The following is a 21,293-nucleotide window of genomic DNA, read 5'->3' on the forward strand; positions in this document are numbered from 1 at the left end:
CTCAGTCTCCTTCGTCGTTGGTGCGGGTGCGTTCGATCGCCTCGGCGATGCGCTTGATCCGGCGCAGTCGGGAGTCCCAGGTGGAGCCGACCGCCGACAGTTGGGCGACAGCGCGGGCGAGTTGCGCCTCGTCCACCTGGTAATGGCGCTCGCGACCGGCCGGTTCGGCGTGGATCAGCCCAACCCGGTCGAGGACCGCAAGGTGCTTCGAGACGGCCTGACGGGTGACGGGTAGCCGCCTGCTCAACGAGGTGGCCGTGCCCGGCCCGTCGGCGAGAAGAAGATCGATCATCGTACGCCGGATCGGGTCGCCGATCGCCGACCACAGATCGTCGTCGACCACCGCGCTCACGGGGTCGCGACCAGCCGCGCGACGTACTCACCCAGCCGGGGCATGTAGTGGTCCCAACCGTTTTCGTGGTCGCGGTACTGCTCCTCCAGGACGGCGACCTCCCAACCCAGCTCGCGGAATCCGGTCTCGGTCATCCGGATCAGCGTCCCGGTGCCGCTGGGTACCAGGTCGAAGGTGACGAACAGCGCCTGCCCGCTCCGGTCCGGCTCGGTGAAGCACCACCGGAAGGAGAACCGCTTCGGCGGGTCGACCTCGACGACGGCGAGCGCGACGGTCTTCGTCTCGCCGGTGTCGGCGTCGCGCCAGATCAGCTCGCCGGGCGCACCGGCGACGGATTCGAACCGCGCGTCGTCGGGCCACCACTCCCGCATGTGCTGGGGCTGGCTGACCACCTCGAAGACGACCTCGGGGGACGCGTTGACGTGGATGTCGCGTTCGATCGTTCCCTGTTCCATGTCCACAACCTTTCGCAACCTTTGGTTGCACTTAACCTACGACAGCCGGCACCCATCGCGCAACCTTTCGTTGCGCTTCGGGGTTTCGTCGTACCCGGGGTGCACGATCGGCGCATGTCTGAGCCATCGCCACACCGACACCACGCCATTGACTACGTCGAGCTCACGGTGACCGACCTCGCCGTGGCCAAGCGCTTCTACGCCGATGCGTTCGGTTGGCAGTTCAACGACTACGGGCCGGAGTACGCCGGCATCCGCAGCCCACACGGCGACGCCGCTCCCGAGGTCGGCGGTCTCCGTCTGGACGCGGAGGTTCGGGCGGGCGGCCCACTCGTGCTGCTCTACTCCACCGACCTGGACCGGTCCGTGCAGGCCGTCAAGGAGGCCGGCGGCCAGGTGGTCAACGGGCCGTACGAAGTCCCCGGTGGCCGGCGGTTCCACTTCACCGACCCCAGCGGCAACGAGCTGGGTGCCTGGGCCGAGCAGTAGGGCGAGATCCGGCGAGGGCGACGACCTGGCCGATCACCTCCCGGCTTATGTGCCCACTCTGGACAAGCGACCTCACCGTCCGTCCGAGGGACACAGGAGATCCGCGCGGACCCGTGGCGCGCCGTGACGGGCGGTTGCCCCGGCCCTCGGAGCGCCGCAACCACCCGCAGGTCAGCGCTCGCGCAGGTCGTAGGTGTGCTGATTGCGCTCGATGTCCGGGTTGTGTTCGACAGCCCACTCGGCGAGGGTCACTGCGGGCCCGATCAGCGTGCGGCCGGTGTCGGTGAGCTGGTACTCGACGCGCGGAGGCACCTCGGCGAAGACGTGCCGGGAGACGAGGCCGTCGCGTTCCAGGTGCCGAAGGGTCCGGGTCAGCATGCGCTGAGAAACCCCCGGGATGCGCTGCTGCAACTCGCTGAAGCGCATGCGTTCGCCGTCGAGGGTAGCCACAACCAGCAGGCTCCACTTGTCGCCGATCCGGTTGAGGATGCCGCGAATGGCACGGCCGCCGTCGCCACGGATCAGACACGACTTCCCGTGCTTCAACATGACCCCTCGATGTGGGTAGGGCACAGCGATGTGCCTTTTGTAGAGCCCTCGATCATGCCCCAGGATCTGGTTACTTACTACTCGCGACCACGGGGGACTGATGGAGATCGCGTACTGGATCGTCGGCGGGCTGCTCGCGCTGTTCTACCTGTACTCAGGCGGTATGAAGGTCGTCCGGAGCCAGGCGCAGCTCGCACCGATGATGGCGTGGGCAGGCACCGCGGTCCCGATGGCCGGCGTACGCGCCATCGGCCTGTTGGAGGTGCTCGGAGGCGTCGGCCTCATCCTGCCGCCGCTCACGGGAATCGCACCCGTCCTCGCCGTCGCGGCAGCCGCCGGGCTGACGATCCTGCAGGTCCTCGCGGCCGGGTTCCACCTCTCCCGAGGCGAACGGAAGGACGTCTGGCTGAACCTGGTTCTGGTCGTCGTCGGCGCGATCGTCACCTGGATCGCGGCCGCCCTCTGAGCGCCCAACGAAGGCGCGAGAGCGGCAGGACCGGTGGCTCCGGCAGAGTGTCCCCATGGCCGGAAGAGGACTGGACGTCGAGGGCTGGATTGCGCGCGAGGGTGCACTGAGTCGGGTCCCGGCCGCCTTCGCCGGTGTTGTCGACGCGGCACGCGCTCGGATAGCCGAATCGTTCGACGGTGGTCGGCTGCACAGCGCCTACATCTACGGCAGCATCCCGCGCGGCACCGCCATCCTCGGCGTCTCCGACCTCGACCTGCTTCTCGCCCTGCGCACCGAACCAACCGAGGCCGACCGTGCGGCTGCCACCAGCATCGAGCAGGACCTCGACCGGTCCTTCCCGCAGATCGACGGCGTGGGCATCCTGCTGTTCAGTGCACGTACGCTGCTCAGCGAGCTTGAGCGGCACGACCTTGGATTCTTCGTCGCCTGCCTGTGCACCCCCTGCTGGGCGACGACCTCGCCGACCAACTCCCCCGCTACCGGCCCACTCCCCTGCTCGCCCGCGAGACGAACGGCGACCTCTCCCTTGCGCTTCCGGGGTGGCGCCGCCAGGCAGCCGAAGCGGACACTGACCAGCAACGTAAGGCCCTCAGCCGGGTCGTAGCTCGTCGCATCGTCAGGACCGGATTCACGCTGATCATGCCTCGATGGGGAGGCTGGACGAGCGACCTTACTCAGTCCGCCGAGGCGTTCGGGCTCCACTATCCGGAACGCGCCGGGCAGATGCGTAGAGCTGCTGTCGTCGGCCGCAGGCCTTCGCCGGCTCCGGGCGTGCTCGGCGAACTCATCGACGACCTCGGGCCCTGGCTCGCTGCGGAGTACGTGGCGGTCCATGGCGAGAAGGCCGCCCGCCCCTGACCTACCGGAGGTCCTCGCCAGTCAGGACGGGACAGCCGAACATGTCAGTGAGGACGGCCCGCTGGTGCATCTTGTCCGCGCCGCCGGCAGAGACACCCCTCGGCTGCACGTGCCGGTTCACCAGGTCTCCGACCGTCAGCTCCGGCGGGCGCGCAGCACGCCGGTCAGCATCGGCAGCGTGAACTCGCCGTGCGCGGTTTCGGCTCGGCTCCCGAGAAAGGACCGGATCCGGCCGAGGGTGGCCTCTCGCTCCTCGTCCGGCATGACCAGCATCCCGGCCCGCGTCGCGAGCGTCGCGACGAGCGAGTCGGCCGTACGCCGCTGACCGTGCGGGAACTCGGCCTGCTCTGCCGATTCGAACCGGGCGATCAGGCCGGGGCTCGGAACGAGCATGTCCGCCGTCGCGGCGCGCCAACTGCTCAACGTGTCACGCGGGCCGATGGCCGCACTCCCGCTGACCCCTTCGAGCCCGGCAACCCAGTCGATCCGGTCGTCCATGATGTTCCACAGACCGGCCAGGATGCCGCCAGGGGCGAGAACCCGGGCGATCTCCGCCCCCGCGACGGCCATGTCGAACCAGTGCAGGGCGTTGCCGGCGAGCACGGCATCGACGGACCCGTCCGGCAACGGGATGGCCTCGGCGCTGCCCGCCAGGGCATTGACGGTCGGCACCGCACGGCGCAGCTCGGCGAGCATCGCCGGGTCAGGTTCGACAGCCACGACGTCCGCGCCCACCGCCGCCAGCGTCGCGGACAGCTTGCCGGTGCCAGCGCCCAGGTCGAGCACGCGTAGGCCGGGGGCGGGCTCCAGCGCCCACCGCACTGCGGCCTGCGCGTAATCCGGGCGGTGTTCCGCGTACGCGGTCGCCGCCGCGCCGAACGATGATCGAAGCAACTGTTCCGTCACCCGGTCAACGTACCGCCGCTCGTCGACATCGACTGTCACCATGGCCAGCGTGCAGATCCTGCAAAGCTGGTGGCGCGTCCGCTACCCCGTCTACACGCTCGGCCTCGTGGTCGGAATGGTCATGTTGTGGCTGCCCTTCAAGACCTTTCAGGACAACGACGCCTGGGAGAGCCGACTGCGGGTCCATGGTGTGCCAGCCCAGGCAGTCGTCGATGAACTTGTGCACAAGCGGCGAAAGACGATGCACCTGAGCTACGAATTCGCCGGTGCTCAGCGTCAGGCCGAGGTTGGCTGTTGGGAGGTCTGCCTGGCGGCCGGCAGCGCGGTGCGGATCTGGGTCAACCCCAACGACCCGGATGACTTCGTGACCGACTTCGGCATCCTCAGCGGGCATCGGGGCCGGCTGCAGGGGGTGGTCGGAGCGGCAGGACTCCTTCTGTCCGGGTGGATGGCGCTGGCCGTGATCGCCCGCCTTCACCAGCAACGACGCGGCCACCGGCGACAGGACTGGCAGCGGCAGCAACGAGACCAACGCCGTCGACAGCTCGCGAACGCCAGGGCCGGAAGGAAACGCAAGCCGAGTCGGCGACGAACGTCGTTCAAGTGATCGACATCGCCGGTCGGCAGCTGTCGCTGATCGTCCTGGGCACCAGCCGCTGGCTCACAGACTCACGATTCGGCAGCATATGCGGATTGGTTGCGGCCAGAGACATGAGGCCACGATCGGCGCGCATCAGTTCAACGGTCTTTCTGGCAACAACCTTGTAGCTGTCGTGAAGCCTGACAGGCACGTCGAGTCCGTCCGCTCCTTCCGAGATAGGAAGTACGGCATCTACTTCGGAGACGAACCTCGACATGAGGTCGCAGCATTCACGGGCGGAGTCTCGGACAGGCGCGGAGGCCGATAGCTCCAGTTCCGCCATGATACCTACGGCTTTTACGCTGGCATCGTAGAGTTCATCGGTATCCACAATGAACAGATGACCCTCTCCGGCCTCGATCATCTGCCTGATGTCAGCCGCCTTTCGACCCCAGTTCCAGACGGTCTGCATGAACTGTTTGTAGGTCTCTTCGCGGGACTCGCGGTGCCGAAGCTCATCCTCTCGCTGCCACTGCGCCGCTCGGTCCTGGCGCTCCCGCTCCCAGCGTTCCTGCTCTCGTTCGCGCTCCAAGTTCCACCGACGGTCCTCGCGGCGAGTGGTGAGGAACTGGGTCGAAATAGCGGCCCCGAGGGTCCCGATAACACCAAGCGCGGCGACGAGAAGAACCGGCCAGATCTGGTTCATGCCGGGAGTATCCAGCCTCGATGCAGCCGTAACGGCGCGCCCCGCCGTCTGGTCCGCCGATGACCCGCCGTCCCGAAGGAACCAGCATTGCCACCGCCAACAAGATGCCCGAGATCAGGAAGGGCATGGGTATGAGCGACGTGCCTTCCAGGATCAGCACACTCGTGGCAACCAACACGACACCGACACCAACGCGGACCTGTCGGGACTGCTGGCTCTCCGTCGGATGCGCGGGCCGAGCCCAGGTAACGGGGAACCGTCGCGCCACGGCGAGACGGACACCGAGTACGAACAGGAGAAAGAAGAAGATCACGAGCACCAGGCGGAACGCGACCAACACGGAGTTCGCGTCTCTCATGCGGCCATCATTCATGGGGGCGTCAAAGCTATTTGCACGAGCCATCGCACGACGAGTTGCGGCGGCTGCCTGACCTGGGGAAATGCGAATGCCGGGGCGGGCCGCCGCCGGCCACCGCCCCCATGCTTGGGACTTGCCACGCGGAACCGGCGCGCTCCTCCTTCAGAACGTACAGAACGTTCTCACCACCCGGCCGGCAGCCGGCTGTCCGGCCTCATGACCTGCGTGACAGATCAGTATCGGGACGTGGGTGGCACTTCACCGAGTGCTGGTCGGCAGAATGTCATGACGCCGAGCGCTGGCTGTCGCGCCGGCAGCGAAGGGGCCTCATGAGTTACGAACTTGAGTGGGCTGATCTGCCCGAACCTGCGTCGACCGCTCGCTCGCGCTTCGAAACGTGCTCCGACCTGGGGGATCTGTGCGTGCACGCTCCTCCATGCCTGAGCGAGTACGAGACGCTTGCGGCTACTTATCGGTTCCACCTGAACATCGCCGGCATGGGCCTTTGCCGCGACGGCATGCGCCGCACGGGCATGACCTACCAAGCAACCCCGCGGCCCTTCCCCGCCTGGCCGTTCGAGGGCATCGACGACTGGCAGTCTGCCGATCAAAGCCGGCGCGACGCCTACAACGAGGCCGAACGGGCGGCCTCAGCCCAGGCGATCCCTGGGATGGTGGGCATCCCAGAGTTCAAGCTCACGAGCAACGGTCCATGGCTGGTAGGAGCGAGGGAGATTGAGGAAGCGCTCGACCGCTATCAGGCTTCGCCTCCGCAGCTGCGTGCAGAGCTGGAGGGGGATGACCTGTGGGCGGCCTGGCTTGACTGGCTGAGACAAACCGTCAGCCATGGCGGCTTCACCGTAGGGTGACCTGCCGTCATCCCCGGATGTCTGACCGGACGTGAGATCCGCGTCCCGAGACAGATCTGTCACCTGAACGTTCAACGGACAGCGACAACGTAGGCACCTGCGGGAACAGGCCGGGGATTCAGACGTTGAAGCGGAACTCCACCACGTCGCCGTCCTGCATGACGTACTCCTTGCCCTCGATGCGGACCTTGCCCGCCGCCTTCGCCGACGCCATCGAACCGTGCTCGACCAGATCGTGGTAGGAGACCACCTCGGCCTTGATGAAGCCGCGCTGGAAGTCGCTGTGGATCACACCCGCGGCCTCCGGCGCGGTGGCGCCGACCGGGACGGTCCAGGCGCGCGCTTCCTTGGGGCCGGCCGTGAGGTACGTCTGGAGGCCGAGGGTGCGGAAGCCGACCCGGACGAGCTGGTTGAGGCCGGGCTCGTTCTGCCCGATCGACTCCAGCAGCTCGCGGGCCTCGTCCTCGGGCAGGTCCACCAGCTCAGATTCGATCTTGGCATCCATGAAGATGGCCTCGGCGGGGGCGACCAGGGCGCGCAGCTCGTCGAGGAACGTCTCGTTGGCCAGCTCGGCCTCGTCGACGTTGAAGACGTACAGGAAGGGCTTTGTGGTGAGCAGGTGCAGCTCGCGCAGATGCTCCAGCTCGATCTTGGCGGCGGCGGCCCCGGAGTAGAGCGTGGTGCCACCGTCGAGCACCTCGATCGCGGCCTTCGCGGCGGCGACAGCGGCGGCCCGGTCCTTGCGGAGCTTGGCCTCCTTCTCCAACCGGGGCAGCGCCTTGTCCAGGGTCTGCAGGTCGGCGAGGATCAGCTCGGTGTTGATCGTCTCGATGTCGTCGGCCGGGGAGACCTTGCCGTCGACGTGCACCACGTTCGGGTCGGAGAAGGCCCGGACGACCTGGCAGATCGCCGAGGCGTCCCGGATGTTGGCCAGGAAGGCGTTGCCCCGGCCCTGCCCCTTCGACGCGCCGCGGACCAGGCCGGCGATGTCGACGAACGACACCGGCGCCGGCAGCACCTTCTGCGAGGAGAAGATCTCGGCCAGCTTGCCCAGCCGCTCGTCGGGCAGCCCGACCACGCCGACGTTGGGCTCGATGGTGGCGAACGGGTAGTTCGCCGCCAGCACGTCGTTCTTGGTCAACGCGTTGAACAGCGTGCTCTTGCCGACGTTGGGCAGGCCGACGATGCCGATGGTGAGACTCACGACGGGCCAGCTTACGCCGGTCCCGGCCGGGCCGGTCCACGCGGCTCCGATTCGTCGCCGCGCCGCTGGTCGATCGTCGCTCCCACCGCGCTCCGTCAGGCGTTGCTAATCTCCCCGTTTGACGTTCCGCTGCTGGAGGTGGGATGACCTCGACGTTGCCCGAGCTGTACATCGCCGTCGATGTGGAGGCGGACGGGCCGATCCCCGGGCCGTACAGCATGATCTCGCTGGGCATGGCCGTGGCCGGCCGCCCGGACCTCACCTTCTACACCGAGCTGCGTCCCATCTCCGACGAGTTCGTCCCGGCGGCGTTGGCCGTCTCCGGCCTGGACCGGGACCGGCTGCTGCGGGAGGCACCCACCGCGCAGGAGGCGATGTCCGCCGCAGCGGCCTGGGTCGACGGGCTGCGCCGGGTCGGCCGTCCGGTCTTCCTCGCCGCCCCGGCCGTCTGGGACGGCATGTTCGTGCACTGGTACTTCGTCCGCTTCGTCGGGCACAGCCCGTTCGGTGCGACCGGCTCCGGTGTTGATCTCCGCAGCTACTGGATGGGGTTGACCGGCAGCGACTGGGCCCGGACCCACCAGGACACGATCAAGCACGAGTTGGGCCTGCACGACATGCCGCACACGCACCACGCCGGGGAGGACGCCGCCGAGCTGGCCCAGGTCTTCGACGCGGTGTTGCGCCGCCGACAGCCGGTCGAGGAGGCGTGACGCTCAGCCGAGCTGGCGGGGGGCGATGACCGCCTCCCGGACGCTGCCGTCCGCGCCGCGGCTGACCTCGTACGCCGAAACGCCCTCGCGGTCCGCGATTGCCTCGACCAGCCGGGTGCCCCGGTAGACCAGGCCGACGCCGTCGTCGGTGCAGTGGCTGGTGGGGAGCGTGCCGTCACCGACCAGCTCGTGCATCAGCGGGCGGCGCTGGCCCTCGCTGTCGTAGTGCACCCCGTTGCCGTACGGCAGCCAGGCCAGGCCCTCGGTGAAGCCGCGCAGCTTGGGGCCGAAGCTGTCGGTGGCACCGCCGACATGCCAGCAGATCGAGCCGGCGGAGACGCCGGCCAGCACCACGCCGGCCTGCCAGCACTCGTGCAGGATCTCGTCGAGCCCGTGCACCCGCCACACCGCGACCAGGTTGGCGACGCTGCCACCGCCGACCCAGATCACGTCCTGGGCGAGCAGGTGGGCGCGGACGTCCTCGACGTTCGGCATCGGGAACAGGGCGAGGTGTGACAGCCGGAACCGGGTGTCGGCGAACGCGCTGTAGACGGCGGTCAGCGAGGTGGGCTGGTCGCCGACGGCCTGCCCGAGGTAGCAGAGCCGCGGCTGCGGACCGGCTTCGGCCAACTCGGCCGCCAGCTCGAAGACCGGGCTGGGGCGCAGGTCGTACGGCCCGCGGTCGCCCCGGAAGAAGCCCATGCTGGTGGCGATGATGGTCGGTTCGCTGGCGGGCATCGGAGCGTCCTTCCGTCGAGGGCGGTGCGGTGTCCATCCTGCCGTAGCCGGTCTCCGGCGCGCTCGGTGTGGGGCCGACCGCCAGCCGCGGGTGGCGGTCGGACCTCGCCATGATCAACTGGACTGGTCGGGCCGCCGTTGGCGGGGCACCTCGACCTCTGGCCAGTGACCCAGGGCCCGACGGTCGGCCGGGGGCAGTTGCCCGGCGGCGGCGCGGGGCAGTGTGAACCGGTCGGCGGCGGCCGGCCCGGCCGAGACCGACTCGCGCAGCATCCAACGCACCTCGTCGGCCGTCCAGCCCAGCCCAGGCCGCGCGGCGATCTCGCGGATCAACCGCCGGCCGACGCTCGTGTCGTCGTCGTAGAAGCGCATGCACCAGTGGTGCGTCCACATCCCGAGGGCCCGCAGGCCCGCGTCATCGAGTGAGCCGGCCAACCGGCCGCAGGCCGTGTCGGGGAAGCTCTGCTCGCTGTCGCCCGCCCGGTCCCGTTCGATGGCGCCGACGGCGGCCGGCGCGACGGCCCGCATCCGGCGGTAGAAGGACTGCGCCACCGCGCGGGGCAGCGGCGGGAACGCACCCGGTGTCGACGCCGCCGCCCAACCCGCCACGCTCGTCATCCGCCGCACCCCTTCTTCAGTTGGTGGCCGGACGCTACCCGGCACGACCGACACTTTCGGGCCGAAAAACCCCACCGATCGTGGATAGCGACGATGACCTGGGACGTCTGTATCTGTGACAACGAAACGGGGGTGGTGGGTGGACGAGGACGAGCGCGCGCGGCTGGCCGAGTTCGTCGGCAGCCGGACTCCGGCGCTGATGCGGGTCGCGTACCTGCTGACCGGGGACCGCAACGCCGCCGAGGACCTGTTCCAGTCGGCGTTGGCGCGGACCATCCCGAAGTGGGGAACCATTCGCCACGCCGACCCCGAGGGCTACCTGCGCGTGGTGATGTACCGCGAGCAGATCAGCTGGTGGCGGCGACTTCGCCGGTGGCGGGAGACACCGCTCAACCCGGCGGACGAACCGGTCGGCGGCGACCCGAGCGGCGGCTCCGACGTGCGGTTGGCGATGCGGGCCGCGCTGCGCCACCTGCCACCGACGCAGCGGGCGGTGGTGGTCCTGCGCTACTACGAGGACCTCCCCGAAGCCCGGGTGGCCGAGTTGCTGGGCTGCTCGGTGGGGACCGTGCGCAGCCGTACCCATCGAGCGGTGAAGCGACTGCGCGACCTGCTGCCGGACGTCGACATGCTGGAGGTACGGCGATGACCGAACCCTTCGAGCACCTCATCCGCTCCACCCTCACCGACCTGGCCGAGGAGGCACCGATCGTGCATGACCAGTTGAGCCGAGCGGAACGGCGGGTGCGCAACAGACGTCGCGCCACTGTGGCAGTGGGGGCGGTGAGCACCCTGGCGGCGATCCTGATCGCCACTCCGCTCGCCCTCGCCGCGACCGGCTCGGACGGGCCTACCCCGGCCGTTCCCAGTCCGGCCGGTCCGGCGCCCGTGCCCAGCCCACCCGTACCAACCCCGTCCGCGCCCACCGCGGGGCCGACGGCCGAGCCGAGCCCCGGTGGCGCGGACGCGAATCCGTCTGGCCCGCCCGGCGTACCGGAACGGCCGACGGTCTCGCCGACCCCGTTGACCACGCCGGGCGTACCAGGCAAGCCGGGGGCACCGGGTGTGCCGGCCGGACCGACCGCCTCACCAAGCCCGTCGAATCCGCCGGGCCCGCCCGGTGTGCCGGGCCGACCGACGGTGTCGCCGACGCCGTTGCGCTGACCAGGACCGGTCCGGTCGGTGGTTTCCTCGCGCCGGCCGGACCGACCGTCCCACTGTCATCGCCGGTCACGGTGGCGCCGGTCACGCCACTGGCCTCCCGAGCCGGGGGGAACCGGTCCGAGATTCCGGTCACCCTCTCGCGCCATTCAGCGGTCCCGGCGAGCGTCACGCCCCGCGATGACCAGCGGGCACCGGCCACCGAATTTGTCGAGGCCGGCACGCCCGCTCATCCTTGGGCCATGACCGATCCCGGACGCCCGAGGCGCCAGCTGCGGGGGCGACGATGAGCACCGCCATGGCCCGGGTGCCCGACTCCCTCCGGGGGCAGATCGTCACGCCCGGCGACCGCCGGTACGCGCAACTGCGCTCGACGTACACCAGGTCGGCGTCACCGGCCGCGGTCCTGCTGCCGAAGACCACAGAGCAGGTCGTCGACGCGCTGCGCTACGCGCGGGAGCAGCGGCTGCCCATCGCGGTCCGCAGCGGCGGGCACGGCCTCTCCGGAGCCTCGTCCAACAACGGTGGGGTCGTCATCGACCTGTCCATGCTCAACCGGGTTCAGGTGATCGACGAGCGGGCCGGGCTGGTCCGGGTCGAGGCCGGTGCCCGCTGGGCGAACGTGGCGAAGGCGCTGGCCCCGTACGGCCTGGTGATCAGCTCGGGTGACTACGGCGGCGTCGGCGTCGGCGGCCTGGCCACCGGCGGTGGTGTCGGCTGGCTGGTCCGCGGCCACGGTCTCACCATCGACCGGGTCCGCGCCGTCGAGGTGGTGCTGGCGGACGGAACGCTGGTACGCGCGGACGCCGACCACGAGCCGGAGCTGTTCTGGTTGGTCCGCGGCGCCGGGGCCGGCGCGGGCATCGTGGTGGCCTTCGAGATCGCAGCGGTCGAGCAGCGCAACGTCGGTGTCGCGCAGCTCGTCGTCGAGGCGCATCCGGACGGCCGCACCGTCCGCGAGTGGACGAGCTACCTCACCCAGGCGCCACGGGAGCTGTCGGCGGCCGCCGTGGTGTTCGCCGAGGGTCGATCGGTCCTCATGTCCATCACCGCGGTGGTCGCCGCCGAGAGCCTGCGCCGGGCCCGGCCGGCGGTGGAGCCGCTGCTCGCCATCGGCAAGGTGCTCGAACACCGGACCGACCTGCTGCCCTACCCGACGCTGGTACCGACCGCGCACCTCAACCCCAACGTCGGGCAGCAGCGTGGCACGACCACGAACGGTCTGTTCACCTCGCTGGACGACGCCGGGGCGCGGGCCGTGACTCGGGCGGTGACCGGGCCGGGGCGGGCGGTGATCCAGCTCCGCTCGTTGGGCGGCGCTGTCAACGACGTCGCCTCCGACGCGACCGCGTACCCGCATCGCCACCAGGACACGCTGATCGTGGCCTCGGTGTTTCCGCCGCAGGCCGACGCCGCGTTGAACGCCGCCTGGCGGGCCGCCGGAGCCCGCGCCGACGGCGCGTACGTCAACTTCGAGAGCCGGCCGGACCCGGCCGCCTTCGCCCGGATCTACCCGGGCGAGACCGGGGCCCGGGTTCGGCGGCTGTGGAAGCGGTACGACCCGGACGGTGTGTTCCGATCGGCCCTGCTGACCGGCCAGCCACACCGCGCCACCCAGCCGAGCCGAGCCGCACAGCCGAGTCAGTCGAGCCAGTCGAGCCAGTCGAGCCGATCCGGCCAGCCGAGCCCATCCGGCCAGGCGGGCCGATCGGGCCAGCCGCACCGGCGGCGTCGACGCCCCCGTTGACCGGCTCGCCGCGTACCGGCACACCCAGGTCCGATTCCCGCCAGCCGATGACCGGCCGAGCGGGGCATCATCGGTGACATGGAGATGGACTTCGAGCGGTGTTACCGGGCCGTCGACAGCCGTGACCAGCGGTTTGACGGCTGGTTCTACACCGGTGTGACGTCCACCGGGATCTACTGCCGGCCGTCCTGCCCGGCGATCACGCCCAAGCGGCAGAACGTCCGGTTCTTCCCGTCCGCCGCCGCCGCGCAGGGCGCCGGGCTGCGCGCCTGCCGCCGCTGCCGGCCGGACGCCGCGCCCGGCTCACCGCTCTGGGACGTCCGCGCGGACGTGGTCGGTCGGGCGATGCGGCTGATCGCCGACGGGGTCGTCGACCGGGACGGCGTACCGGGGTTGGCTTCCCGGCTGGGCTACACCGAGCGGCACCTGCACCGGATGCTGCGCGCCGAGATGGGTGCCGGGCCGCTCGCGCTGGCCCGGGCCCAACGCGCTCAGACCGCCCGGATCCTGATCGAGACGACCGACCTGGCGATGGCCGAGATCGCGTTCGCCGCCGGCTTCGGCAGCGTGCGGCAGTTCAACGACACGCTTCGCGAGGTGTACGCGAGCGCACCGTCGGACCTGCGCACTGCCCGTGGCCGCCAGCAGGCGCCGGCCGGGGCGGGGACCATCTCGCTCCGGCTGGCGTACCGCCCGCCGCTGCACGCCCGGGCGCTGCTGGACTTCCTCGCGGTGCGGGCGTTGCCCGGCGTGGAGGCGGTCCGCGACGGGACGTACCACCGGGGTCTGCGGTTGCCGCACGGCACCGGCCAGGTGGCGCTGACCCCGACGGACGGGCACGTGGCGGCGACGTTGCGGCTGGCCGACCTGCGCGACCTGGCGCCGGCGGTGGCCCGCTGCCGCCGGTTGCTCGACCTGGACGCGGACCCGGCGGCCATCGACGCCACGCTGGCCGCCGACCCGGCGCTGGCACCGGCGATCACCGCCGAACCCGGCATCCGCGTCCCCCGTGCCGTCGACGGCTTTGAGCAGGCCGTCCGCGCCATCATCGGCCAGCAGGTCTCGGTGACCTCGGCAAGAACAACCCTCACTCGCCTCCTCACCACCCACGCTCGCGTTGAACATGAGGTTGACGTGGTCGAAGAAGATCGAATCCCAGGTCAACCTCATGATCAACGCGATGAGCTGCGGGGGTTCCTGAGCGCGGAGGACCTGTTGGTCCTGCCGGACCCGGCGTTCGGGATGCCGGTGGGGCGGCGGGAGGCTCTGCGGGGGTTGGCTCGGGCCGTGGTGGACGGATCCGTCGACCTCGCCGCAGGGGTGGATCGGGAGGAGGCCGTTCGGCGGCTGCTCGCGCTGCCCGGCATCGGCCCGTGGACCGCCAACTACCTGGCCATGCGCGCCTTCGGCGACCCGGACGTCCTCCTCAGCTCCGACCTCGCGGTCCGGCGCGGCGCCGCGGCGCTCGGCCTGCCCGACACCCCACAAACCCTCGACAGGTACGCCGAGCGTTGGCGTCCCTGGCGGTCCTACGCCACGATCAGACTCTGGAGAGCGGCATGAACATCGACAGCACCGTCCTGAGCACACCGGCCGGCCCACTGAGCATCCTCGCCGGCCCTGACGGTGACGTACGGGCGGCCGGCTTCACCCCCGACCCGGCGGTGCTGCTGCCCCTGGTCCATCCGGCCCTGCGGGCACCGCTACGGGAGCGGGCCGACCTCGGCCCGGTCAGTGCGGCGGTCCACTCCTACCTGGACGGTGACCTCGCGGCCATCGACACGGTGCCGGTGCGTCAACGCACCGGTGGCGAGTTCATGGCGCACGCCTGGCAGGTGCTGCGCGAGGTCCCGCCGGGCACCCCGGTCACCTACACCGGGTACGCCGCGCTGGCCGGTCGACCACCGGCGGTCCGAGCCGCTGCGGCTGCCTGCGCCCGGAACGCGGCAGCCCTCTTCGTGCCCTGCCACCGGGTTCTGCGCACCGACGGCACGCTCGGTGGCTACCGCTGGGGGCTGGACGTGAAGAAGTGGCTTCTCGGTCATGAGCGACGCTTGACAACAAGCTGACAGGAGCACCGACACTCATTGACGCTACCGTCTGGTAGTGCCTGTGGAGAGCGACGGCGACCCGGCCGCCCGGGGCGCCGCGGGCACCCACCCCGTGCACAACCTCTGGCGGCTTCGCCCCTACCTGCGCCCGTACGCCGCCGAGTTCGCCTGGCTGCTCGTCGCGGGTCTCGCCGGCACCGCGGCCGGGATCGCCGTACCGCTGGTCGTGCAGCGGGTCGTGGACGGGCCGGTGGCCCGACACGAACCGGCCGGGCTGCTCCAGCTCGGCGGCCTGGCCCTGCTGCTCGGCGTGGTCGAGGCGGTGCTCATCTTCATCCGCCGGTGGGTCCAGTCGTCCTCGGCGGTGGGCATGGAGGCGGCGCTGCGCGCCGACGTCTACGCCCACCTGCAACGGCTGCCGACCAGCTTCCACGACCGCTGGCAGTCCGGCCAGTTGCTCTCCCGGATCACCAGCGACCTGTCGGTGATCCGCCGGTTCCTCTCCTTCGGCGTCTTCTTCCTGGTGCTCAACCTGACCACGTACGTGGTCGTGGTGGTGCTGCTGATCAACCTGCACGCGGCGCTCGGGGTGCTGGTCGCGGCCAGCGCGGTGCCGCTGCTGCTGATCAGTCGCCGGTTCGGCCGGCACTACCACGCCGCGTCCCGCCGGATGCAGGACCAGCAGGGCGACGTGGCGACGCTGGTCGAGGAGACCGCACAGGGCCTGCGCACCATGAAGGCGTACGGGCGGGGGCCCGAGCTGGCCGCTCGCTTCGCCGGTGCGGCCCGGCGGCTGCACGACACGGGCGTCGGCAAGGGGCGGCTACTGGCGAACACCTCGGCGCTGCTCGACCTGGTACCCAACGTGACCCTGGGCGTGGTGCTGGCGGCCGGGGCGGCCGCCGCCGCGCACGGCGCGCTCACCATCGGCGAGCTGGTCGCGTTCGTCAGCCTCCAACTGATGCTCATCTGGCCGGTGCAGTCACTGGGCTGGATCATCGCCAACGGCCAGGAGGCGGCCACCGCCGCCGACCGCATCCAGGAGGTGCTGGACACTCCACCGGAGATAGTGGATTCCGCCGACGCTGTCGCGTTGCCGCGCAACGCGGTGCACGGTCGGTTGCGCTTCGAGCGGGTCGCGTTCAGCTATCCGGGTGCCACCACCGGGGTGCTGCGCGAGATCGACCTGACCATCGAGCCGGGCGAGACGCTGGCACTGGTCGGCGCCACCGGCTCCGGCAAGAGCACGCTGCTCTCCCTGGTGCCCCGGCTGCACGACGTGACCACCGGCCGGATCACCCTGGACGGGCACGACCTGCGCGAGCTGCGGCTGGCCTCGCTGCGTCGGCTGGTCGGCGTGGCGTTCGAGGAGCCGACGCTCTTCTCCATGTCGGTGCGGGAGAACCTCACCCTGGGCCGCCCGGACGCCGACGACGACGAGATCCGCGCGGCCCTCGCGCTGGCCCAGGCCGACTTCGCGTACGACCTGCCCTGGGGGTTGGCGACCCGGGTGGGCGAGCAGGGGTTGTCCCTCTCCGGCGGGCAACGGCAACGGCTCGCGTTGGCACGGGCCGTGCTCGGACACCCGGCGGTGCTGGTGCTGGACGATCCGCTCTCCGCTCTCGACGTGCACACCGAGGCCCTGGTCGAAGCGGCGCTGCGGCGGGTTCTGCGCGACAGCACCGCGCTGCTGGTGGTGCACCGGCCGTCGACGATCGCGCTGGCCGACCGGGTCGCCCTGCTGGAGGACGGACGGATCACGGCGACCGGCCGGCACTCCGACCTGCTGGCCACCGTCCCGGCGTACCGGGCGCTGCTCGCCGCCGAGCCGCCCGCCGGGCAGCCACCTCCGGCCGGGGCCAGCGGCCCGAGTTCGTCGCCTTCGGACGGGTGGGGGCTGGTGCGCTCGTGAGGGTGCCGGAGCAGGCCGACCCACCTCCCGAGGAGGAGCCCGAGCTCAACCGCTGGCGCGGAACCGCCACCGACCCGGAGGCCGACCGCAGTCGAGCTGAGGACACCAGCCCCGAGGCGGTGGCCCGGCTACGCCGGCTCAGCCGAACCCTGCTGGGCGACCTGCTCCGCCCGCATCGGCGGCGTCTCGCCGCGGCGGTCGCCCTGCTGCTGGCCCAGAACGCCGCCGCGATGGCCGGCCCGTACCTGGTCATGATCGGCATCGACCGGGCCATCCCGCCGTTGCGCGCCGGCGAGGCCAGCCCGCTGGTTACCGTCGCCGGGGCGTTCGCGGTGGCCGCGGTGACCGAGTACGCGGCCCGCCGCGGTTTCCTCACCATCTCCGCCCGGATCGGCCAGGCCGTCCTGCTCGACCTGCGGCAGCGGGTGTTCGGGCACTTCCTGCGGCTGTCGGTGGGCTTCCACGAGCGGTACACGTCCGGCCGGATGGTCTCCCGGCTCACCAGTGACCTGGACTCCATCGCGGAGCTGGTCGACGGTGGGATCGACAGCCTGGTGCTGGCCGGGCTCTCCATCCTGTCGGTGGCCGCCATCCTGCTGTGGCTGGACCTGCCGCTGGCGGCCGTGACGCTGCTCGCCTTCCCTTTCCTGTTCTGGCTCTCCCGCTGGTTCGCCCGGTCGTCGGCCAGCGCGTACCGACGGACCCGGGACGCGGTCGCGCTGGTCATCGTGCACTTCGTCGAGTCGATGCGGGGCATCCGGGCGGTGCAGGCGTTCCGCCGGGAGCCTCGCAACCAACGGATCTTCGTGGCGCTCGGCGACGACTACCGGCGGAGCAGCCTGCACGCGTTCCGGCTGATCGCCACGTACTCGCCAGCGATCAAGCTGATCGGCAACGTCACAGTGGCGGCGGTGCTCTGCTACGGCGGATGGCGGGTGCTCGGCGGACAGACCGAGATCGGTGTGCTCGCCGCGTTCCTGCTCTACCTACGCCGCTTCTTCGAGCCGATGCAGGAGCTGAGCCAGTTCTACAACTCGTTGCAGTCGGCCACCGCCGCACTTGAGAAGCTGGCCGGGGTGCTCGACGAACGACCGGCCGTCGCCGAACCGGCCCGGCCCACACCGCTGCCGACCGGTCCCGGCCGCGGCGAGTTGATCTTTTGCTCGGTCGGCTTTGGCTACCGGGCCGACACCCCGATTCTCTGCCGGCTGGAGCTGATAGTTCCGGCCGGGCAGACCGTGGCGCTGATCGGCCCCACCGGGGCGGGCAAGTCTACGATCGCCAAGTTGGTCGCCCGGTTCCACGACCCCGACACCGGCACGGTACGGCTGGACGGGGTCGACCTGCGTGACGTACGCGACGCCGACCTGCGCCGCGCGGTGGTGCTGGTGACGCAGGAGAACCACCTGTTCAGCGGGACCGTCGCGGAGAACATCAGGTTCGGTCGCCCGGGGGCCGACGACGCCGCCGTCCAGGCCGCCGCGCGGGCGATCGGGGCGCACGACTTCATCGCCGCACTACCCGAGGGGTACGCCACTCAGGTGCACCGGCGCGGCGGCCGGCTCTCCGCCGGCCAGCGGCAGCTGGTCGCGTTCGCCCGCGCGTTCCTGGCCGACCCGACAGTGCTGATCCTGGACGAGGCGACGTCGTCGCTGGACGTGCCGACGGAACGTCTGGTGCAGCGGGCACTCGGCACCATCCTGCGCGACCGCACCGCACTGGTGATCGCACACCGTCTGTCCACAGTGGAGACCGCTGACCGGGTGCTCGTCCTCGACGGCGGAAGGGTCGTCGAGGACGGCCCGCCGGCCGTGCTCGCCGAGGCCGACGGCCGGTACGCCGCCCTGCACCGCCAGTGGCGTGACTCGCTGATCTGACCGGGCCGCCCCACCGAGGCCACGACCGCCGGCCGGTGTGTTCGGTCGCAACTCCGTCGCCCCGCAGCCGGTAGGTGCCTACGATCGCAGGATGACCGATACGGCGAGGACGGCCCGCGCCGGCGTTCCCGAGCGTCCGACCCTGGACGGGCTCGAGGAGAGCTGGGCACGCCGCTGGCAGGAGGAAGGCACGTACGCGTTCGACCGCTCGAAGCAGCGGAGCGACGTGTTCTCGATCGACACCCCACCGCCGACCGTATCGGGCGAGTTGCACATGGGGCACGTCTTCTCGTACACGCACACCGACACCACCGCGCGGTACCAGCGGATGCGCGGCAAGGCCGTCTTCTACCCGATGGGCTGGGACGACAACGGCCTGCCCACCGAGCGTCGGGCGCAGAACGTGTACGGGGTGCGCTGCGATCCGGCGCTGCCGTACGACCCGGTGTGGCGGCCACCGGCGGCTCCGGTCGACGACGCGGCCCGCCGCGACCCCACCCCGATCTCCCGGCGCAACTTCATCGAGCTGTGCGAACGGTTGACGGTCACCGACGAGCAGGCCTTCGAGGCGCTGTGGCGACGGCTCGGGCTGTCGGTGGACTGGTCCCTGACGTACACGACCATCGGTCGGATCGCCCGGACCACCAGCCAACGGGCGTTCGTCCGCAACCTGCGCCGCGGCGAGGCGTACCAGTCGGAGGCGCCGACCCTGTGGGATGTCGGCTTCGCCACCGCTGTCGCCCAGGCCGAGTTGGAGGACCGGGAACGCCCCGGCGCCTACCACCGGCTGCGGTTCACCGCGGCCGACGGGCGGGAGGTGCTCATCGACACCACCCGGCCGGAGCTGCTACCGGCCTGCGTGGCGCTGGTCTGCCACCCCGACGACGAGCGGTACGCCGACCTGGTGGGCACCACCGTGCGCAGTCCGCTGTTCGACGTCGACGTGCCGGTGTACGCCCATCCCCTCGCCGAACCCGGCAAGGGCACCGGTGTCGCGATGGTCTGCACGTTCGGTGACCTGACCGACGTGACCTGGTGGCGTGAGCTGGGGCTGGACACCCGGGTGGTGATCGGCCGGGACGGTCGGTTGCTCCCCGAGCCGCCGCACGGGGTGCCGGCCCAGCCGTACGCGGCGCTGGCCGGGCAGACCGTCAACGCCGCCCGTCGGGAGATCGTCGGGATGCTCGCCGACGCCGGTGACCTGATCGGCGAGCCGCGTCCGATCACCCACCCGGTCAAGTTCTACGAACGCGGCGACCGGCCACTGGAGATCGTGTCGACTCGACAGTGGTATCTGCGCAACGGCGGCCGGGACGCGGCGCTGCGAGCCACGCTGCTGGGCAGGGGCGAGCAGCTGCACTGGGTGCCGGCGCACATGAAACACCGCTACGACAACTGGGTGGGCGGCCTCAACGGGGACTGGCTGGTCAGCCGTCAACGCTTCTTCGGCGTGCCGGTGCCGGTGTGGTACCGGCTCGACGACACTGGCGAGCCGGACTGGTCCCACCCTCTCACGCCGGACGAGTCCGCGCTGCCGGTCGACCCGTCGAGCGATCCGGCGCCCGGTTACGACGAGTCGCAACGCGGCCGACCGGGCGGCTTCATCGGCGACCCGGACGTTCTGGACACCTGGGCCACGTCCTCGGTGACCCCGCAGATCATCGGTGGCTGGGAGACCGACCCGGACCTGTTCGCCCGGGTCTTCCCGATGGACCTCCGCCCGCAGGGGCAGGAGATCATCCGGACCTGGCTCTTCGACACGGTGGTCCGCTCACACTTCGAGCACGGGGTGCTGCCCTGGCGGGACACCGTGCTCTCGGGCTGGATCCTCGACCCGGACCACAAGAAGATGTCCAAGGCCAAGGGCAACGTGGTCACCCCGCTGGCGCTGCTGGAGCAGCACGGCTCCGACGCGGTGCGCTACTGGGCGGCCAGCGGCAAGCCCGGCATGGACCTGGCCTTCGACCCGGCGCAGATCAAGGTCGGCCGGCGACTGGCCACCAAACTGCTCAACGCGTCCAAGTTCGCGCTCGGGCTGGGCGCCGCCGACGCGTTGCGCGCCCCGACGACCGCACCACTGGACCGGGCCATGCTCGCCGAACTGGCCACCGTGGTCACCGCCGCCGGCACCGCCTTCGACTCGTACGACCACACGGCGGCCCTTCAGGTCACCGAGGCGTTCTTCTGGCGGTTCTGTGACGACTACATCGAGCTGGTCAAGGAGCGGGCCTACGGCACCGGCCCGGCGGCGGACTCCGCACGGGCGGCGCTGGCCTCGGCGCTGTCGGTGCAGCTGCGATTGTTCGCCCCGGTGCTGCCGTACGTGACCGAGGAGGTCTGGTCGTGGTGGCGGTACGGCTCGGTGCACCAGGCGCCGTGGCCCACCACCTACGAGGTGACCCGGACGATCGAGGGCTCGGGTGACCCGGCGCTGCTGCGGCTCGCCGGTGACGCGTTGAGCCAGGTGCGACGGGCCAAATCCGAGCGGAAGCTGTCGATGAAGGCGGAGGTGCCGTTGGCGGAGGCGCTCGGCCCGGCGGCGCTGCTGGAGCAGCTCACGCTGGTCGCCGACGACCTACGGGCGGCGGGCCGGATCGGCAAACTCGACCTGCTCCCGGACCGTACCCCGGAGTTGGTCATCGCCTGCGCCTTCTGACCTGCCGGTCCGCCGCCGCCCGAGC

General features: G+C 70.8%; 22 protein-coding genes. 14 read left to right on the forward strand and 8 right to left on the reverse strand.

What is annotated here, in order from left to right; genetic code table 11:
* Position 1: 1 nt before the first annotated feature.
* Both AB0B68_RS23185 and AB0B68_RS23190 read right to left on the reverse strand, forming a co-directional pair.
* A complete protein-coding gene (locus tag AB0B68_RS23185; protein WP_357262629.1) occupies positions 2-352 on the reverse strand; it encodes a metalloregulator ArsR/SmtB family transcription factor in 351 nt (116 codons plus the stop codon).
* A complete protein-coding gene (locus tag AB0B68_RS23190) occupies positions 349-807 on the reverse strand; it encodes an SRPBCC domain-containing protein (RefSeq protein WP_357201715.1) in 459 nt (152 codons plus the stop codon). The genes AB0B68_RS23185 and AB0B68_RS23190 overlap by 4 nt, the downstream gene beginning before the upstream one ends.
* 114 nt (positions 808-921) lie before the next feature.
* On the opposite strand from AB0B68_RS23190, the gene AB0B68_RS23195 reads away from it, so the two are divergent.
* Positions 922-1,296, forward strand: a complete 375-nt coding sequence (locus AB0B68_RS23195) for a VOC family protein (protein ID WP_357262632.1) — start codon at positions 922-924, stop codon at positions 1,294-1,296.
* 171 nt (positions 1,297-1,467) lie between these two features.
* Here the strand turns inward: AB0B68_RS23195 and AB0B68_RS23200 are convergent, their stop codons facing one another.
* Positions 1,468-1,845 (reverse strand): helix-turn-helix domain-containing protein, encoded by a 378-nt coding sequence (locus AB0B68_RS23200; RefSeq protein ID WP_357201709.1) that lies wholly within the window; start codon positions 1,843-1,845, stop codon positions 1,468-1,470.
* Between the two features lie 100 nt (positions 1,846-1,945).
* Between AB0B68_RS23200 and AB0B68_RS23205 the strand changes: the two genes are divergently transcribed.
* Together AB0B68_RS23205 and AB0B68_RS23210 are read left to right on the forward strand one after the other, a co-directional pair.
* A complete protein-coding gene (locus AB0B68_RS23205) occupies positions 1,946-2,311 on the forward strand; it encodes a DoxX family protein (RefSeq protein ID WP_357201706.1) in 366 nt (121 codons plus the stop codon).
* Positions 2,312-2,366: 55 nt separating this feature from the next.
* Complete coding sequence (locus AB0B68_RS23210; protein ID WP_357262635.1) at positions 2,367-2,918, forward strand: nucleotidyltransferase domain-containing protein; 552 nt, start codon at positions 2,367-2,369, stop codon at positions 2,916-2,918.
* 389 nt (positions 2,919-3,307) lie between these two features.
* Here AB0B68_RS23210 and AB0B68_RS23215 read toward each other — a convergent pair whose 3' ends face one another.
* A complete protein-coding gene (locus AB0B68_RS23215) occupies positions 3,308-4,078 on the reverse strand; it encodes a class I SAM-dependent methyltransferase (protein WP_357262668.1) in 771 nt (256 codons plus the stop codon).
* A 40-nt stretch (positions 4,079-4,118) separates the two neighbouring features.
* Between AB0B68_RS23215 and AB0B68_RS23220 the strand changes: the two genes are divergently transcribed.
* Positions 4,119-4,685, forward strand: coding sequence for a DUF3592 domain-containing protein (locus AB0B68_RS23220; RefSeq protein WP_357201700.1), 567 nt, complete (start codon positions 4,119-4,121; stop codon positions 4,683-4,685).
* Here the strand turns inward: AB0B68_RS23220 and AB0B68_RS23225 are convergent.
* A complete protein-coding gene (locus tag AB0B68_RS23225; protein ID WP_357262638.1) occupies positions 4,678-5,364 on the reverse strand; it encodes a hypothetical protein in 687 nt (228 codons plus the stop codon). The genes AB0B68_RS23220 and AB0B68_RS23225 overlap by 8 nt on opposite strands.
* Positions 5,365-6,051: 687 nt before the next feature.
* Here AB0B68_RS23225 and AB0B68_RS23230 point away from each other — a divergent pair.
* Positions 6,052-6,591 carry a hypothetical protein gene (locus tag AB0B68_RS23230; protein ID WP_357201694.1) on the forward strand — a complete coding sequence of 180 codons (540 nt, stop codon included), beginning with the start codon at positions 6,052-6,054 and terminating at the stop codon, positions 6,589-6,591.
* A 118-nt stretch (positions 6,592-6,709) separates the two neighbouring features.
* On the opposite strand, the gene ychF is transcribed toward AB0B68_RS23230, so the two are convergent.
* Positions 6,710-7,795: a redox-regulated ATPase YchF gene (gene ychF / locus AB0B68_RS23235; protein ID WP_355010165.1), complete on the reverse strand. Its 1,086-nt coding sequence runs from the start codon at positions 7,793-7,795 to the stop codon at positions 6,710-6,712.
* Between the two features lie 143 nt (positions 7,796-7,938).
* Here ychF and AB0B68_RS23240 point away from each other — a divergent pair, with 143 nt between their 5' ends.
* Positions 7,939-8,508 (forward strand): exonuclease, encoded by a 570-nt coding sequence (locus AB0B68_RS23240; protein ID WP_357201690.1) that lies wholly within the window; start codon positions 7,939-7,941, stop codon positions 8,506-8,508.
* Positions 8,509-8,511: 3 nt separating this feature from the next.
* Here the strand turns inward: AB0B68_RS23240 and AB0B68_RS23245 are convergent, their stop codons facing one another.
* Both AB0B68_RS23245 and AB0B68_RS23250 read right to left on the reverse strand, forming a co-directional pair.
* The gene (locus tag AB0B68_RS23245; protein ID WP_357201687.1) at positions 8,512-9,246 is read right to left on the reverse strand and encodes a peptidase E; all 735 of its coding nucleotides are present in this window, start codon (positions 9,244-9,246) and stop codon (positions 8,512-8,514) included.
* 114 nt (positions 9,247-9,360) lie between these two features.
* Positions 9,361-9,864, reverse strand: coding sequence for a hypothetical protein (locus AB0B68_RS23250; RefSeq protein ID WP_357201684.1), 504 nt, complete (start codon positions 9,862-9,864; stop codon positions 9,361-9,363).
* Between the two features lie 139 nt (positions 9,865-10,003).
* Here AB0B68_RS23250 and AB0B68_RS23255 point away from each other — a divergent pair, with 139 nt between their 5' ends.
* The 8 genes from AB0B68_RS23255 (at position 10,004) to valS (ending at position 21,268) form a co-directional block, all read left to right on the forward strand.
* Positions 10,004-10,513, forward strand: a complete 510-nt coding sequence (locus tag AB0B68_RS23255) for a SigE family RNA polymerase sigma factor (protein WP_112583752.1) — start codon at positions 10,004-10,006, stop codon at positions 10,511-10,513.
* Positions 10,510-11,028 carry a hypothetical protein gene (locus AB0B68_RS23260; protein ID WP_357262641.1) on the forward strand — a complete coding sequence of 173 codons (519 nt, stop codon included), beginning with the start codon at positions 10,510-10,512 and terminating at the stop codon, positions 11,026-11,028. Before AB0B68_RS23255 ends, AB0B68_RS23260 begins: the two co-directional genes overlap by 4 nt.
* Before the next feature lie 283 nt (positions 11,029-11,311).
* Positions 11,312-12,772: an FAD-dependent oxidoreductase gene (locus AB0B68_RS23265; RefSeq protein WP_357262644.1), complete on the forward strand. Its 1,461-nt coding sequence runs from the start codon at positions 11,312-11,314 to the stop codon at positions 12,770-12,772.
* A gap of 78 nt (positions 12,773-12,850) precedes the next feature.
* Entirely contained in the window at positions 12,851-14,335 is a 1,485-nt protein-coding gene (locus AB0B68_RS23270; RefSeq protein ID WP_357262647.1) for an AlkA N-terminal domain-containing protein, read from the forward strand.
* Positions 14,332-14,841: a methylated-DNA--[protein]-cysteine S-methyltransferase gene (locus AB0B68_RS23275; protein ID WP_355010172.1), complete on the forward strand. Its 510-nt coding sequence runs from the start codon at positions 14,332-14,334 to the stop codon at positions 14,839-14,841. Before AB0B68_RS23270 ends, AB0B68_RS23275 begins: the two co-directional genes overlap by 4 nt.
* A 37-nt stretch (positions 14,842-14,878) precedes the next feature.
* Positions 14,879-16,735 carry an ABC transporter ATP-binding protein gene (locus tag AB0B68_RS23280; RefSeq protein WP_357262650.1) on the forward strand — a complete coding sequence of 619 codons (1,857 nt, stop codon included), beginning with the start codon at positions 14,879-14,881 and terminating at the stop codon, positions 16,733-16,735.
* Positions 16,732-18,612, forward strand: a complete 1,881-nt coding sequence (locus AB0B68_RS23285) for an ABC transporter ATP-binding protein (protein WP_357201668.1) — start codon at positions 16,732-16,734, stop codon at positions 18,610-18,612. Before AB0B68_RS23280 ends, AB0B68_RS23285 begins: the two co-directional genes overlap by 4 nt.
* Positions 18,613-18,703: 91 nt before the next feature.
* Positions 18,704-21,268 carry a valine--tRNA ligase gene (gene valS / locus AB0B68_RS23290; RefSeq protein ID WP_357262653.1) on the forward strand — a complete coding sequence of 855 codons (2,565 nt, stop codon included), beginning with the start codon at positions 18,704-18,706 and terminating at the stop codon, positions 21,266-21,268.
* The last annotated feature ends 25 nt before the right edge of the window (positions 21,269-21,293 follow it).

Origin of the sequence: Micromonospora sp. NPDC049049, from assembly GCF_040649115.1 — a bacterium.
Lineage (GTDB): Bacteria > Actinomycetota > Actinomycetes > Mycobacteriales > Micromonosporaceae > Micromonospora.